This window comes from Streptomyces fradiae, from assembly GCF_041270065.1.
In the GTDB taxonomy this organism is placed as follows: Bacteria; Actinomycetota; Actinomycetes; order Streptomycetales; family Streptomycetaceae; genus Streptomyces.
In genome coordinates this window covers 1,981,672-1,996,814 of record NZ_CP065958.1, presented here as the reverse complement: position 1 = coordinate 1,996,814, position 15,143 = coordinate 1,981,672, and the positions used below count along the sequence as shown (strand labels likewise).

Below are 15,143 nucleotides of genomic sequence, written 5' to 3'. Positions count from 1 at the left end.
GCCCCCGTGCGGGAGCCGGGCCCTTCAGCGCGGTGCTACGCCTTGCGGAGGCGGAAGGCGAGGGCCAGGCCCTCGTCCTCGAAGGCGGCGCCGAAGGAGTCGTCGGCCTCGCCCTGGGCGTAGTCCGTGGACAGCACCTCGTCGGCGATCAGGGCCGCGTGGGCCGTCAGGGCCTCCACCGTCTCCGCCGAGGCGGAGGTCCAGCGCAGCGCGATCCGGTCGGCGACGTCGAGGCCGCTGTTCTTGCGGGCCTCCTGGATCAGGCGGATCGCGTCGCGGGCGAGGCCCGCCTTCCGCAGCTCCGGGGTGATCTCCAGGTCGAGGGCGACCGTGGCGCCGGAGTCGGAGGCGACGGACCAGCCCTCGCGGGGGGTCTCGGTGATGACGACCTCCTCGGGGGTGAGGGTGATCGTCTCGCCGTTCACCTCCAGGCTCGCCTCGCCGTCGCGCAGCGCCAGGGAGAGCGCCGCCGCGTCGGCCGCGGCGACCGCCTTGGCGACGTCCTGGACGCCCTTGCCGAAACGCCTGCCGAGGGCGCGGAAGTTCGCCTTCGCCGTCGTGTCGACCAGCGAGCCGCCCACCTCGGACAGGGACGCCAGCGAGGAGACGTTGAGCTCCTCGGTGATCTGCGCCTGCAGCTCCTCGGACAGCGCGGCGAAGCCGGTCGCCGCGACCAGTGCGCGGGACAGCGGCTGACGGGTCTTCACACCCGACTCGGCGCGCGTCGCGCGGCCCAGCTCGACCAGGCGGCGGACGAGCAGCATCTGCTCCGACAGCGTCGGGTCGACGAGCGCCGCGTCCGGCTCCGGCCAGGTCGCCAGGTGGACCGACTCCGGGGCGCCGGGGGTGACCGGGACCACCAGGTCCTGCCAGACCCGCTCGGTGATGAACGGGGTCAGCGGGGCCATCAGGCGGGTCACCGTCTCCACGACCTCGTGGAGCGTGCGCAGCGCCGCCTTGTCGCCCTGCCAGAACCGGCGCCGCGAGCGGCGCACGTACCAGTTCGACAGGTCGTCGACGAACGCCGAGAGCAGCTTGCCGGTGCGCTGGGTGTCGTACGCCTCCATCGCCTCGGTCGCCTCGGCCACCAGCGTGTTCAGCTCGCCGAGCAGCCAGCGGTCGAGGACCGGGCGGTCGGCCGGCGCCGGGTCGGCGGCGGACGGCGCCCAGCCGGAGGTCCGGGCGTACAGCGCCTGGAAGGCGACCGTGTTCCAGTAGGTCAGGAGGGTCTTGCGGACGACCTCCTGGATGGTGCCGTGACCGACCCGGCGGGCCGCCCACGGCGAGCCGCCGGCCGCCATGAACCAGCGCACCGCGTCGGCGCCGTGCTGGTCCATCAGCGGGATCGGCTGCAGGATGTTGCCCAGGTGCTTGGACATCTTGCGGCCGTCCTCGGCGAGGATGTGGCCCAGGCAGACCACGTTCTCGTAACTGGACTTGTCGAAGACCAGGGTGCCGACGGCCATCAGCGTGTAGAACCAGCCGCGGGTCTGGTCGATCGCCTCGGAGATGAACTGCGCCGGGTAGCGGCTCTCGAACAGCTCCTTGTTCTGGTACGGGTAGCCGTACTGCGCGAACGGCATCGAACCCGAGTCGTACCAGGCGTCGATGACCTCGGGCACGCGCGTCGCGGTCTTCCCGCAGCCCTCCGCCGTGCAGCCGAAGGTGACGTCGTCGATGTACGGGCGGTGCGGGTCCAGGCCCGACTGGTCGGCGCCGGTCAGCTCGCTCAGCTCGGCGCGCGAGCCGACGCAGGTGAGGTGGTCGTCCTCGCAGCGCCAGATCGGCAGCGGGGTGCCCCAGTAGCGGTTGCGAGAGAGCGCCCAGTCGATGTTGTTGTTCAGCCAGTCGCCGAAGCGGCCGTGCTTGACGGAGTCCGGGAACCAGTTGGTGTTCTCGTTCTCCTCGAGGAGCCGGTCCTTGACCGCGGTGGTGCGGATGTACCAGGACGGCTGCGCGTAGTAGAGCAGGGCCGTGTGGCAGCGCCAGCAGTGCGGGTAGCTGTGCTCGTACGCGATGTGCTTGAAGAGCAGGCCGCGCGCGTCCAGGTCGGCGGTCAGCGCCTCGTCGGCCTTCTTGAAGAAGACGCCGCCGACCAGCGGCAGCTCCTCCTCGAAGGTGCCGTCCTGGCGGACCGGGTTGACCATCGGCAGGCCGTAGGCCTTGCAGACCTTGAGGTCGTCCTCACCGAAGGCGGGGGACTGGTGGACCAGACCCGTACCGTCCTCGGTCGTCACGTACTCGGCGTTGACCACGTAGTGCGCGGGCTCGGGGAACTCGACCAGCTCGAACGGGCGGTCGTAGGTCCAGCGCTCCATGTCCTTGCCGGTGAAGGACTCGCCGGTGGTCACCCAGCCCTCGCCGAGCGCCTTGTCGAGCAGCGGCTCGGCGACGACAAGACGCTCGTCGCCGTCCGTGGCGACCACATAGGTCACCTCGGGGTGGGCGGCGACGGCCGTGTTGGACACCAGGGTCCACGGGGTGGTCGTCCACACCAGGAGCGCCGCCTTGCCGGCCAGCGGGCCGGAGGTCAGCGGGAAGCGCACGTACACCGACGGGTCGACGACCGTCTCGTAGCCCTGCGCGAGCTCGTGGTCCGACAGGCCGGTGCCGCAGCGCGGGCACCAGGGGGCGACCCGGTGGTCCTGGACCAGCAGGCCCTTGTCGAAGATCTGCTTGAGCGACCACCAGACCGACTCGATGTACGAGGGGTCCATGGTGCGGTAGGCGTCGTCGAGGTCCACCCAGTAGCCCATGCGGGTGGTCAGCTCGGCGAAGGCGTCGGTGTGGCGGGTCACGGACTCGCGGCACTTGGCGTTGAACTCGGCGATGCCGTACGCCTCGATGTCCTTCTTGCCGGAGAAGCCGAGCTCCTTCTCGACGGCGAGCTCGACCGGGAGGCCGTGGCAGTCCCAGCCGGCCTTGCGGGCCACGTGGTAGCCGCGCATGGTGCGGAACCGGGGGAAGACGTCCTTGAAGACGCGGGCCTCGATGTGGTGGGCGCCGGGCATGCCGTTGGCCGTCGGCGGGCCCTCGTAGAACACCCACTCCGGGCGTCCCTCGGACTGCTCAAGCGTCTTGGCGAAGACCTTGTTGTCGCGCCAGAAGTCGAGCACGGCGTGCTCGAGCGCGGACAGGTCTACCTGGGCGGGTACCTGGCGGTACTGCGAAGACATCGATCTTCCTCCGGCGGATGTGCCTCGTTCCGTCCGGAGGGACGAGAGCACTGCTCCCGCGGTACCACCCTCCTTGGCCCCGGGCGCGGACGCCCTGAGCCCCCTCATTGGGGTCGCGACGCCGGGTCTAGTCGCCGCGCGGTCCTCACGGTCCCGCGGCTTTCTTCCGGCAGCTCCGGGGTGATGCTTCACATCGGGCTCGCCCCCGGGCTCGCACCGTCCCCGGGTCGCTCATGGCTGCTTACGACGCTACTCGTCCCCATCCAAGCCTTTCGCTCCGCCCAGTGTACGGGGCGCGGGCCGGGTCGGCCGACCGGTTTTCCCCCGATTCCCGGTGACGTCCCGGTGACCCGAATGGCCATACGGCCCGGCGCGGACTTCCGCTGCGGCCAAGTGGGGGAGGGGCGGCGCGGATAACCCGCCGGAGAGCTGGGCACAACCGAGGCAGGTTCGCCCCGCGGGCCGCCGGGGCGGGCGGAATGGGCGGCGTGCCCCGTTGCCGCGGACCTTGGGCCGATTTATCGTCCCAGCACGATTCGCGAGCAAGATCACAAAATGTGAAGGGGCCGCGACATGGTGGCGAAGAAGACCGCCGCGGAGAAGACGACGGCCACGAAGACCACGGCCGCGAAGGCGCCGGCCGCGAAGAGGACGACTGCGAAGAAGACGACTGCGAAGAAAGCGGCCACGGACAAGGCGGCCACGGAGAAGGCGGGCACGACGAAGACCGCCGAGAGGAAGCCGGCCGCCAAGAAGACGGCCCCGAAGAAGCCGGCCGCCAAGAAGACCGTCGAGAAGACCGTCGAGAAGAAGGCGGCTGCCGGGACGGCGCCCGCGAAGAAGGCGCCCGCCAGGAAGACGTCCGCCAAGAAGGCGCCGGCCGGGAAGACGGCCGCCCCGACCAACCGGAAGACAGGAGCCAGCACGGTGGCAGCGAAGAAGACCGCGGGCGGCGTCACGACGGCCGGCGAGGCCGGGGCCGCGGTGCCCCAGGCCCGGGCCGGCGAGCTCGCCGTACGCCCCGGTGAGGAGCCGTGGACGCCCGAGGAGGTCGCCGAGGCCCGCAGCGAGCTGCAGGCCGAGGTGCTGCGGCTGCGCAGCGAGCTGGTCCACTCCGAGGAGGAGCTGACCGGTCTGATGCGCGACTCCGGCGACGGCGCGGGCGACGACCAGGCCGACACCGGCACCAAGAACATCACGCGGGAGCACGAGCTCGCCCTGGCGGCGAACGCCCGCGAGATGCTGGAGCAGTCCGAGCACGCCCTGGAGCGGCTTGACGCGGGCACCTACGGCCTCTGCGAGGTCTGCGGCAAGCCCATCGGCAAGGCCAGGATGCAGGCCTTCCCGCGCGCCACCCTCTGTGTGGAGGACAAGCAGAAGCAGGAGCGGCGGGGCTGACGGCGCCGGAGGTGCGTGCCGTACTCTCGGTGCACATCAGGCACCTAGGTTGAGGGACTCACGTGGCAGAGGCGGAGAGCGTCATCGGTACGCCGGATTCACCGGATTCACCGGATGCAGCAGGGGCCGACGAGACGGCCGCTCCGGAGGAGCGGCCGCAGCCGAAGGGGAAGCGCAGGATCGTCGCGCTGTTCGCGGTGGCCGTGCTCGCCTACCTCCTCGACCTCGGCAGCAAGATGCTCGTGGTGGCGAAGCTCGAGGGGCACGAGCCGATCGAGGTGATCGGAGACCTGCTGCGCTTCGAGGCCATCCGCAACCCCGGTGCCGCCTTCGGCATGGGCGAGGCCTTCACGATCATCTTCACCGTGATCGCGGCCGTGGTCATCGCGGTGATCATCCGGCTCGCGCGCAAGCTCTACAGCCTGCCCTGGGCGATCGCGCTCGGTCTGCTGCTCGGCGGCGCGCTCGGCAATCTGACCGACCGGATCTTCCGCTCGCCGGGCGTCTTCGAGGGCGCGGTCGTCGACTTCATCGCCCCCAAGGGCTTCGCCGTCTTCAACCTCGCCGACTCGGCGATCGTGTGCGGCGGCATCCTGATCGTGCTGCTCTCGTTCCGGGGCCTGGACCCCGACGGCACCGTCCACAAGGACTGACAAGGCATACTCGACGGGTGAGCACGAGTCCCGAGATCCGCACGCTGCCCGTTCCCGACGGCCTGGAGGGCGAGCGCGTCGACGCCGCCATCGCCCGTATGTTCGGGTTCTCCCGTACGAAGGCGGCCGAGCTGGCCGCCGCAGGCAAGGTCCAGGTCGACGGCTCCGTCGTCGGCAAGTCCGAGCGGGTCAGCGGTGGCGCGTGGCTCGAGGTCGAGATGCCCGGCGCGCCCGCGCCGGTGCGGATCGTCGCCGAGCCCGTCGAGGGCATGGAGATCGTCCACGACGACGACGACATCGTCGTGATCATGAAGCCGATCGGTGTCGCCGCGCACCCCAGCCCCGGCTGGACCGGCACCACCGTGATCGGCGGCCTGGCCGCCGCCGGCTACCGGATCTCCACCTCCGGCGCCGCCGAGCGCCAGGGCATCGTGCACCGGCTCGACGTCGGCACCTCCGGCCTGATGGTGGTGGCGAAGTCGGAGTACGCGTACACCTCGCTGAAGCGCCAGTTCAAGGAGCGCGTGGTCGACAAGCGCTACCACGCCCTGGTGCAGGGCCACCCGGACCCGCTGAGCGGCACCATCGACGCGCCGATCGGCCGGCACCCGAACCACGACTACAAGTGGGCCGTGACCGCCGAGGGCAAGCCGTCGGTGACGCATTACGACCTCATCGAGGCGTACCGGGCGGCCTCGCTGCTCGACATCAAGCTGGAGACCGGCCGCACCCACCAGATCCGGGTGCACATGTCGGCCCACCGCCACCCCTGCGTCGGCGACCTCACCTACGGCGCCGACCCGACCATGGCCAAGCGCCTCGGCCTGACCAGGCAGTGGCTGCACGCCGTCCGGCTCGGCTTCGAGCACCCCGGCGACGGCAAGTGGGTCGAGTTCGCCAGCGACTACCCGGCCGACCTGCAGACCGCCCTCGACCGCATCGAGGCGGAGAGCCGGTGAGCGCCGGCGGAGGGTCCGCCTACACGGTCCGGGAGGCCGTGGCCGAGGGCGACCGCGAGGCGTGCTTCGCGGTGCGCCGCGAGGTCTTCGTCGTGGAGCAGGGCGTTCTGCAGGAGGTCGAGTACGACACGTACGACGCGACCGCCGTGCACGTCCTCGCGGTCCGCGAGGACGGTGTGCCGCTCGGCACCGGGCGGCTGCTCTTCGGGGCCGACGCGACCGGCAGGACCGGCGCCGACGCCACCGTGGGCTCGCTCGGGCGGCTCGCCGTGAACAAGGCGGCGCGCGGCCTCGGGGTCGGTGCGGCGCTGGTGCGGGCCATCGAGGACGCGGCCCGCGAGCGCGGACTCGCCGCCGTCGACCTGCACGCCCAGACCCACGCCCTCGGCTTCTACGAGCGGCTCGGCTACGAGGCGTACGGCCCCGAGTTCCCGGACGCGGACATGCCGCACCGGGCCATGCGGCGCGCGCTGTAAGGCCTGAGGGGCAATCCCCGGTCTTCGGGCGGGCAATCCCGGGCGAAACGGGCGTACGTGACAGGGTAGGGCCGTGGATCAACTGGCCCTGCTCTTCCTGCTGCTCCTCGGCGCCGTCCTGACCGTGCCCCTCGGGGACCGGCTCGGGCTGCCGGCGCCGGTCCTGATGACCCTCGTCGGGATCGTGCTCGCGTTCCTGCCCTTCGTGCCGAACGTCGACGTCCCGCCCGAGTTCATCCTGCCGCTGGTGCTGCCGCCGCTGCTCTACGCCTCGGCGCAGCGCACCTCCTGGCGCCAGTTCGCGGCCAACCGGCGGCCGATCTTCCTGCTCGCGGTGGCGCTGGTCTTCGTCACCACGGCCGCCGTCGGCGCCGTGGCGGACGCCCTGGTGCCGGGCATCCCGCTGGCCGCGGCCCTGGCCCTCGGCGCGCTGGTGGCGCCGCCCGACCCGGTCGCGGCGACCGCCGTGGCGGGCTCCCTCGGGCTGCCGCGCCGGCTGGTGTCGATCCTGGAGGGCGAGGGGCTTTTCAACGACGTCACCGCGATCGTGCTCTACCACGTGGCGATCACGGCGGTGGTCACCGGCCACTTCTCCTGGCCCGAGGCGCTGGGCGAGCTGTTCCTGTCCGCGGTCGTCGCCGTCGTCATCGGTCTCGCCCTCGGCTGGGCCGCCAACAAGCTGATGGGCTTCCTCGCCGACGCCACCCTGCAGACCGGCCTCACCCTGCTCGTCCCCTTCGTCGCGTACGTGATCGCCGAGGAACTGCACGGCTCCGGCGTGCTCGCGGTCCTGGTCACCGCGCTCTATCTGGCCGAGTACGCGCTCGACGCCGACGACGTGATGGGGCGGCTCGCCGGGCAGACCTTCTGGGAGATCGTCGAGACCCTGGTCACCGGCATCGCCTTCGGTCTGATCGGCCTGGAACTGGTCCATGTCTTCGGGGTCGCCGAGGGACGCGGCGGCCAGATGCTCGGCTGGGGGCTCGCGGTGGTCGGCGTGGTGGTCGTGGTGCGGCTGCTCTGGCTGCTGCCCGCCGCCTGGGTGGCGAAGAAGCTGCACGACCGGCGGGAGTACGCCGAGGAGATCCCGATGAACTGGCGGGAGTCCGTCATCATGTGGTGGGCCGGGATGCGCGGGGTGGCCTCGGTCGCGCTGGCGCTCGCCATCCCGCTCCGTACGAACGCCGGCGCGCCCTTCCCCGGCCGCGACGAGCTGGTCTTCATTGCCTTCTGCGTGATCCTGGCGACCCTGGTGGTGCAGGGCCTCACCCTGCCGTGGCTGGTGAAGCGGCTCGGCGTGAAGGCCGACACGGACGCGGAGCGGGCCTTCGAGCGGGACCTGGCGATCCGGGCGGCGAAGGCCGCCAAGCAGCGTCTGAAGGAGATCACGGAGCTGGAGGAGCTGCCGGAGGAGGTGGCCGAGCGGCTGCAGCGCGGCGCCTTCGACATCGGGGCGCGGATCAGCCCGGACATGGTGGACGAGGAGCGGCGGGCCGCGTTCACCCAGCGCGTGGAGCGGCTGAAGTCGGTGCACCGGATCCAGAAGGAGCTGATGTCGGCGGCCCGGCACGCGGTGCTCTCGGCGCGCAGTGAGCCCGGGGCGGATCCGGAGGTGGTGGACCGGGTGCTGCGCGACCTCGACGTGCGCAGTCTGCGCTGAGCCGCGGGGCGGGCGGGCGTCGGGCGGGTGCCCTGGGTCTCGGGCGCCGGATGGGAAGATGGAGCCCATGGACATCATGCTCTTCCACTCGGTCCACGGGCTCACCCCGTCCGTGACGGCCGCGGCCGAGCGGCTGCGGGCCGCCGGCCATCAGGTCTGGACGCCCGACCTCTTCGACGGACGGACCGTGGAGACCACCGAGGAGGGCGTGGCGCTGCGGGACGAGATCGGCAAGGACGAGCTCCTGAAGCGGGCCGTGCTCGCCGCCGCCCCGTACTCGGAGCGCGGCCTGGTCTACATGGGCCTGGACTTCGGCGCCTCGGTGGCGCAGACCCTGGCGCTCGGCGACGAGAAGGCGCGCGGGCTGCTGCTCCTGCACGGCACGTCGGACATCGCCGAGTCGGCCGCGGTGGACGAGCTGCCGGTGCAGCTGCACGTGGCCGAGCCCGACCCGTACGAGACGGACGACTGGCTGTCGGCCTGGTATCTGCGGATGCAGCGGGCGGGCGCGGACGTGGAGGTCTACCGCTACCGGGGCGCCGGGCACCTGTACACCGACCCGGAGCTGCCGGACCACGACGCGGAGGCGGCGGAACGGACCTGGGCGGTGGCCCTGGACTTCCTCGACAGTCTTTAGAGGCCTTGCGCGCGCGTACGGGTGTGGCCCCCGGGAACTCGGTTCCCGGGGGCCACACCCGCATGTTCGGACGGACCGTCAGGCGCGGTACGCGGTCCAGGCGTCGTTCATCCGGGTCACCTGGCCCGAGGTGAACTGGTACATGCAGGAGTCGTACGTGTAGTCCATGAAGTTGTGGATCGGGTCCACACCCGTCTTGGAGGCGCAGGAGTCACGGCCGGTCGGGCACTCGTAGGCCGGGCTCTTCTCGGCCGGGGTGTCGGAGACGTAGTCGCCGTTGCCGTTACAGCCGCCCTGGAAGGTGTGGTACAGGCCCATCCAGTGGCCGACCTCGTGGGTCGCGGTGTCGCCCTCGTCGTAGTTGGTCGCCGAGCCGCCCGGCAGGGAGGCGTCGAGGATGACGACACCGTCCATGGAGGGGCTGGAGTTGTAGGAGGACGGGAAGGTCGCCCAGCCGAGCAGGCCGCCGCCGAGGTTGGCGGTGTAGATGTTCAGCGCGCCCGCGCCGCCCTTGCGGAGGGTCTGCTTCATCTGCTTCTCGGCGGTGGAGCCGGAGGTCAGGTTGTACCAGGTGGCGTTGTCCGTGTAGTCGGTGGCGGCAAGGGTGAACTGGAAGCCCGTGTTCACGTTGCCGGTGCCCTGGCCCGCGTAGGCGGCGTTGAGGACGGCCAGCTGGTTGTTGATGTCCGTGGCGCTGAGCTTGCCCGTCGTGCCGCTGTGGATCACGTGGAAGTAGACGGGGATCGAGACCGCGGTGGCGCCGAGGGTCGCGGAGGGGCTGAGCCGGCTGTCGGTCCAGCCGGCGGCGACCTTCTTCTTCAGGTCGGCGTCCATGGCCTTGGCCTGTTCGGCGGTGACCTCGTTCGGCTCGGCCTTGGTGGCCCCGCCCTTCACCTTGCGGGCGGCGGAGACGCCGGCGTCGTCGGCGCACTTCTCGGCCGAGGCCAGGGTGGCGCCGGAGGCGGACGGAAGGGCCGCGGTGGCGGACAGGGGGGCCAGGGCCAGGGTTCCGGCCATCACGGCCGTGCCGAGAATGCGACGGGACATACGCGGCGATATACGAGCAAGAGCGCGCACGGGGGACTCCTCGTGGGGGTCGTGGAGAGGCACTTCCTCGCCACGCCGGGGAGATTACGCGTCCATGTCAGACGTCGTTGAGGAGTGATCAAGCCCAATCATTCGAGGGGCAAATCGGGTCAACGAGAAGAAAAACTTGCGCCGATTCCGGGGTTTGAGACGCCGACGTAACAGAAGAAACGACGAAGGCGGGCAGTGTGTCCGGATTCGAAGCTCCGAACTCACCACCCGCCGTAGCCGTGTGATCTCCCGTTAACAAACGGGATCATGGCTGAAAATCGTCGGTCAGAGCACCGGCTGGTACACCCGCTCGACACGCTGCGTTCCGTTCAGCGTGCGATACGAACGCGCCCAGGACGCCGTCGCGTCCCGGTCCGCCCGGTTCGACACCGTGTAGTAGTCCATCTGCGAGCGCGCGGCGGTCACGTCGAGGACGCCGTACCCGTGGTGGTCCATGTCCACCCACTTCACATGGCGGTTGGCCGCCTTCACCGCCGTCTGGGCCACCAGCGACAGGGTGCCCGGCGCCACGTGCAGCAGGTCGTCCAGGTTGTCCGAGGTCACCGAGGTCACCACGAACTCGGTCGCCGCCGAGGCCGACAGCGGGTACGTCGCCGCCTTCACCGGCACGTCGTTCGCCCAGGCCATGTGGATGTCGCCGGTCAGGAAGACCGTGTTCCGGATGCCCCGGTCCGTCAGGTGCTTCAGCAGCTCCTTGCGGTCGTCCGTGTAGCCGTCCCACTGGTCGACGTTGACCGCAAGGCCCTCCTGGGGCAGCCCGAGCAGCTCCGCCAGCGGGGCGAGCAGCTCGGCCGGGAGCGCGCCGAAGGCCACCGGCGAGATCATCACCGAGGTGCCCACCAGCTGCCAGGCCGCGTCCGAGGCCGAGAGCCCCGACTTCAGCCAGTCAAGCTGCGCCCGCCCGGTGATCGAACGCTCCGGGTCGTCCACCGCGCCGCTGCCCACGCCCGCCTGCTGCGAGCGGAACGAGCGCAGGTCGAGCAGATGCAGATCGGCCAGCCTGCCGAAGCGCAGCCGCCGGTAGACCGTGCCCTCCGTGGAGGCGCGCACCGGCATCCACTCGAAGTAGGCCCGCTTGGCCGCCGCGACCCGGTCCGCCCACACGCCCTCGGTGCCCGGCGTGTGGTTCTCGGCCCCGCCCGACCAGGCGTCGTTGGCGAACTCGTGGTCGTCCCAGATCGCCACGACCGGGTGTGCCGCGTGCAGCGCCTGCAGGTCGGAGTCCGTCTTGTAGGTGGCGTGCCGCAGCCGGTAGTCGGCGAGCGTCGTGATCTCGTGTGCCGGCTGGTGCTGCCGGACCCCGTACTTCGCCTCGGGGTAGGCGCCGGTGGCGTACTCGTAGATGTAGTCGCCGAGATGGAGGACCGCGTCCAGGTCGGTACGGGCGGCCAGATGCCGGTACGCCGAGAACCAGCCCGCCTCCCAGTTGGCACAGGAGACCACGCCGAAGCGCACCCCGGGGCCGCTCGCGTCGGCGGCGGGCGCGGTCCGGGTGCGGCCGGCGGGGGAGACGGTGCCGTCCACGGTGAACCGGTACCAGTACGGGGTGGCCGGCCGCAGCCCCCGTACGTCCACCTTCACCGTGTGGTCGGCGCCCGCGGAGGCGACGGTGCTGCCGCTCGCGACCGTACGGGCGAAGCCGCGGTCCTCGGCCAGCTCCCAGCCGACCGTCACATCGGGGCCCCGGCCGGAACCGGGCAGGGCGTCGGGGGTGGGGGTGACGCGCGTCCAGAGCAGGACGCCGTCGGGCAGCGGGTCGCCGGAGGCGACACCGTGCAGGAAGACGGGTGCCCCGGCGGCCGCGAGCGCGGGAGAGGCGGCGGCCGCCAGCGCCGGCGCGGCGACGGCGGTCACGGCGGCGGCCTTCACCACGGAACGGCGGGTGGGGGCGGATATGTGGTTACGACTGGTCACGGCCCGTCAGATTACCGACTGGTAGGACGAACGGGCAGGCCTCTGCACAATGTTCGCCGGCTCTTCTCCCGCCGTTCCGCCGGGCCCGCGCCCCGCCCCCGCCGCCGCTCCCGCGGGGGTCAGCCCTTCAGGACCTTGCCCAGAGCCGCGTTGAACTGCTCCACCGTCAGCGGCGGGTTCTCGCTGCCCTCGGCGGTCAGCGTCTTGCCGTCCATCTTCAGGGTCGGGGTGCCGCGCACCCCGCTGTCGTCGAAGGTCTTCGACATCTTCATCGCCCAGGCGTCGAAGGTGCCGCCCTCGACGTTCTTCTTGAACTCGGCGTTGCCCTTCAGGGCCGGGACCGAGTCCGCCACCTTCAGCAGGTAGGAGTCCTTGGCGAACTTGTCGTCGCGCTCGTCCGGGTGGAACTCGGTGGAGTACAGCGCCGCCTTGTACTTCAGGAAGGCCTCCGGGCTCACGTCCAGGGCCGCGCCGAGCGCGGAGAGGGCGTTCTTGGAGCCCTCGCCCTGGTCGGAGTTGTCGATGAAGGTCGCGCCCACGTACTTCAGCTTGTACTTGCCGTCGGCGACGTCCTTCTCGACCGTGGAGCCCACGCCCTGCTCGAAGGTCGCGCACACCGGGCAGCGCGAGTCCTCGTAGATCTCCAGGGTCTGCTTGGCCTCGGGCTTGCCGACGATCACGGTGGTGCCGTCCGTGCCCTCGGTGTTCTTCGGCGCCGAGATGCTCTTGGCGTCCGCCGCGGCCTCCCAGGCGGACGGCTTGCCGGCCTGGACGACGGCGAAGCCGATGCCGCCGGCGACGGCGAGGATGCCGAGCGCCGAGGCCGCGACGATCACCTGGCGGCGGGCCTTCTCCTTCTTGGCCTGCTTCTCGCGCTCGATCCGCAGCCGCTCGCGGGCCGCTGCCTTGTTGGACTGGCTGTTGCGCTTGCTCATGCCGATGTACTCCGTGACTGGGGAGGAGGAAAAAAGGGGGGATGCGCGTGGTGCTCAGACGAGCGCGAGCACGGGCGGTCCCCGCCGTCCCACGGAGTGCGCGAACAGCCGGGTGCGGGACCGGCGCGGCCGGTCCTCGGGGCGCCCGGCGCGCCGCGGCGGAACCACGGCGGCGCGGAAGAAGGCGGCCGCCACGAGCAGCGGCCGGAAGGCGAGGGCCACGGCCGCCCGCAGCAGCCGGGCGAGCGCCCGCTCGCCGCCGCGCAGCCAGCAGGCCGCGGCGAGCCCGACCACCACATGGGCGGCGAGCAGCAGCCAGGGCACGGCCGGGTCGGGGGAGTTCAGGAGGGCCGCGGCGGTGCCGCTGCCGGGGGCGGCCACACCGGGCAGCGGAGTGCCCACGGCGCCGCCGCACAGCGCGTCCACGTCGAAGCCGATGGCCCGCAGCGACCCGGCGACCGGGCCGCCGGCGGGGCCGTAACAGGCGACCTGGCCGCTGGTGAAGAGGGTGTCGGCGGCCAGCTCCAGCGGGACCAGGAGTGCCGCGATGGGGCCGAAGCCGCGCTCGCGGCCGGCGAGCGCGAAGGCCACGCCGAACACGGCGACGGCGACCGGGGCGACCGTGCCGAGCGGCAGCGGCACCCCGGACAGCAGGACGTGCGAGGCCACGGACAGCGCCACGACCAGAGTCGTGAAGAACGCCGCCCTCAGGGCACGCAACTGGATTCCTGCCATGTTCATCGCCATCGAAGTGTGCCATGGAGGGACATAAGGCGTCCCTAAGCACAGGCTGTGAGGCGCCCGCTACAGACCGGGGATCCGGCCGTTGCGGAACAGGTCCACGAAGATCTGGTGGTCGGCACGCGCGCGTGCGCCGTACGCGTGCGCGAAGTCGACCAGGAGCTCCGCGAAGCCCTCCTCGTCGCCGGCGATGGCCGCGTCGATGGCCCGCTCGGTGGAGAACGGCACCAGGGAGTGCCCGCTGGAGTCGTCCGCCGCCGCGTGCATGGTCGCGGTCGCCCGGCCCAGGTCGGCGACGGTCGCCGCGATGTCCTGCGGGTCGTCGATGTCCGACCAGTCCAGGTCCACCGCGTACGGCGAGACCTCGGCGACCAGCTGGCCGGTGCCGTCCAGCTCGGTCCAGCCCAGCCACGGGTCGGCGTGCGCCTGCAGCGCCCGCTGCGAGATCACGGTGCGGTGGCCCTCGTGGTGGAAGTAGCCCCGTACCGCCGCGTCCGTCACGTGCCGGGAGACCGCCGGGGTCTGCGCCTGCTTCATGTAGATCACGACGTCGTTCTCCAGGGCGTCGCTGTTGCCCTCCAGGAGGATGTTGTACGAGGGCAGGCCGGCCGAGCCGATGCCGATCCCGCGGCGGCCGACGACGTCCTTCACGCGGTACGAGTCGGGGCGGGCCAGGCTCGACTCCGGCAGCGTCTCCAGATAGCCGTCGAAGGCGGCGAGCACCTTGTAGCGGGTGGCCGCGTCCAGCTCGATCGCACCGCCGCCGGCCGCGAAGCGGCGCTCGTACTCGCGGATCTCGGTCATCGAGTCGAGCAGCCCGAAGCGGGTCAGCGAGCGGGCCTCGCGCAGCGCGCCGAGCAGGGCGCCGTCGGCGGTCTCCAGGGTGAAGCCGGGCACCTCGTCGCTCTTGGCGCCGGTCGCCAGGTCGTGGATCCGCTCCCGGTAGCCCGCCGCGAAGACCCGCACCAGGTGGGTGATCTGGTCGTCGGACAGCGCCTTCGCGTACCCGATCAGGGCCAGGGAGGCGGCGAGCCGCTTGAGGTCCCAGGTGAACGGGCCGACATAGGCCTCGTCGAAGTCGTTGACGTTGAAGATCAGCCGCCCGTTGGCGTCCATGTAGGTGCCGAAGTTCTCCGCGTGCAGGTCGCCGTGGATCCACACCCGGCCGGTGCGCTCGTCCAGGTACGGCCCGCCGTGCGCCTCCCGCTCCAGATCCTTGTAGAACAGGCAGGCGGTGCCCCGGTAGAAGGCGAAGGCGGATCCGGCCATCTTCCGGAACTTGACCTTGAAGGCGGCGGGGTCGGCGGCGAGGAGCTCGCCGAAGGCGGTGTCGAAGACGGCGAGGATCTGCTCACCGCGCTCGGCGGCGGTGGGCTGGGGGACCGACATCGAAGGTGCCTCCTGGCTGAAAACTGTGCATGACAAATGGGACGGGTGTTCCCTGTCTCCCAACGCGCGACCGTACCCCCGAGTGCCCGGCCGCTGTCAGTCGGGCG

General features: G+C 71.4%; 12 protein-coding genes and 1 pseudogene. 7 read left to right on the top strand and 6 right to left on the bottom strand.

Annotation, left to right across the window (positions count from 1 at the left end; translation table 11 throughout):
* Window positions 1-35: 35 nt before the first annotated feature.
* Window positions 36-3,176, bottom strand: coding sequence for an isoleucine--tRNA ligase (gene ileS / locus JAO84_RS08955; RefSeq protein WP_370411989.1), 3,141 nt, complete (start codon window positions 3,174-3,176; stop codon window positions 36-38).
* A gap of 573 nt (window positions 3,177-3,749) precedes the next feature.
* Here ileS and JAO84_RS08950 point away from each other — a divergent pair.
* The 7 genes and pseudogenes from JAO84_RS08950 to JAO84_RS08920 all read left to right on the top strand — a co-directional run.
* Window positions 3,750-4,094, top strand: a pseudogene (locus JAO84_RS08950) (histone H1-like repetitive region-containing protein); the annotation flags it as partial.
* 9 nt (window positions 4,095-4,103) lie between these two features.
* On the top strand, window positions 4,104-4,574 hold the full coding sequence (locus JAO84_RS08945) for a TraR/DksA family transcriptional regulator (protein ID WP_370416694.1): 471 nt from the start codon (window positions 4,104-4,106) through the stop codon (window positions 4,572-4,574).
* A gap of 62 nt (window positions 4,575-4,636) precedes the next feature.
* Window positions 4,637-5,227: a signal peptidase II gene (gene lspA / locus JAO84_RS08940; RefSeq protein WP_370411987.1), complete on the top strand. Its 591-nt coding sequence runs from the start codon at window positions 4,637-4,639 to the stop codon at window positions 5,225-5,227.
* Between the two features lie 17 nt (window positions 5,228-5,244).
* Complete coding sequence (locus JAO84_RS08935) at window positions 5,245-6,186, top strand: RluA family pseudouridine synthase (protein ID WP_265861632.1); 942 nt, start codon at window positions 5,245-5,247, stop codon at window positions 6,184-6,186.
* A complete protein-coding gene (locus JAO84_RS08930; RefSeq protein WP_370411985.1) occupies window positions 6,183-6,662 on the top strand; it encodes a GNAT family N-acetyltransferase in 480 nt (159 codons plus the stop codon). The genes JAO84_RS08935 and JAO84_RS08930 overlap by 4 nt, the downstream gene beginning before the upstream one ends.
* 73 nt (window positions 6,663-6,735) lie before the next feature.
* The gene (locus tag JAO84_RS08925; protein WP_265861630.1) at window positions 6,736-8,322 is read left to right on the top strand and encodes a Na+/H+ antiporter; all 1,587 of its coding nucleotides are present in this window, start codon (window positions 6,736-6,738) and stop codon (window positions 8,320-8,322) included.
* Window positions 8,323-8,389: 67 nt separating this feature from the next.
* On the top strand, window positions 8,390-8,959 hold the full coding sequence (locus JAO84_RS08920; RefSeq protein ID WP_265861629.1) for a dienelactone hydrolase family protein: 570 nt from the start codon (window positions 8,390-8,392) through the stop codon (window positions 8,957-8,959).
* Window positions 8,960-9,037: 78 nt separating this feature from the next.
* Here the strand turns inward: JAO84_RS08920 and JAO84_RS08915 are convergent, their stop codons facing one another.
* The 5 genes from JAO84_RS08915 to JAO84_RS08895 all read right to left on the bottom strand — a co-directional run bounded on the left by JAO84_RS08915 (window position 9,038) and on the right by JAO84_RS08895 (window position 15,036).
* On the bottom strand, window positions 9,038-10,006 hold the full coding sequence (locus tag JAO84_RS08915; protein WP_370411983.1) for a zinc metalloprotease: 969 nt from the start codon (window positions 10,004-10,006) through the stop codon (window positions 9,038-9,040).
* A 315-nt stretch (window positions 10,007-10,321) separates the two neighbouring features.
* On the bottom strand, window positions 10,322-11,971 hold the full coding sequence (locus JAO84_RS08910; protein WP_370411981.1) for an alkaline phosphatase: 1,650 nt from the start codon (window positions 11,969-11,971) through the stop codon (window positions 10,322-10,324).
* A gap of 119 nt (window positions 11,972-12,090) precedes the next feature.
* A complete protein-coding gene (locus tag JAO84_RS08905; protein WP_370411979.1) occupies window positions 12,091-12,906 on the bottom strand; it encodes a thioredoxin domain-containing protein in 816 nt (271 codons plus the stop codon).
* A 54-nt stretch (window positions 12,907-12,960) separates the two neighbouring features.
* Window positions 12,961-13,647, bottom strand: coding sequence for a hypothetical protein (locus JAO84_RS08900; protein WP_370411977.1), 687 nt, complete (start codon window positions 13,645-13,647; stop codon window positions 12,961-12,963).
* Between the two features lie 63 nt (window positions 13,648-13,710).
* Complete coding sequence (locus JAO84_RS08895) at window positions 13,711-15,036, bottom strand: DUF2252 domain-containing protein (protein ID WP_370411975.1); 1,326 nt, start codon at window positions 15,034-15,036, stop codon at window positions 13,711-13,713.
* Window positions 15,037-15,143 lie beyond the last annotated feature (107 nt).

Bases quoted from the DNA above. Each gene is read 5' to 3' on its own strand.
- JAO84_RS08920 (WP_265861629.1), top strand. From the start codon at position 8,390: ATGGACATCATGCTCTTCCACTCGGTCCACGGGCTCACCCCGTCCGTG.
- ileS (WP_370411989.1), bottom strand. From the start codon at position 3,176: ATGTCTTCGCAGTACCGCCAGGTACCCGCCCAGGTAGACCTGTCCGCG.
- JAO84_RS08895 (WP_370411975.1), bottom strand. From the start codon at position 15,036: ATGTCGGTCCCCCAGCCCACCGCCGCCGAGCGCGGTGAGCAGATCCTC.
- JAO84_RS08900 (WP_370411977.1), bottom strand. From the start codon at position 13,647: ATGAACATGGCAGGAATCCAGTTGCGTGCCCTGAGGGCGGCGTTCTTC.
- JAO84_RS08915 (WP_370411983.1), bottom strand. From the start codon at position 10,006: ATGTCCCGTCGCATTCTCGGCACGGCCGTGATGGCCGGAACCCTGGCC.
- JAO84_RS08905 (WP_370411979.1), bottom strand. From the start codon at position 12,906: ATGAGCAAGCGCAACAGCCAGTCCAACAAGGCAGCGGCCCGCGAGCGG.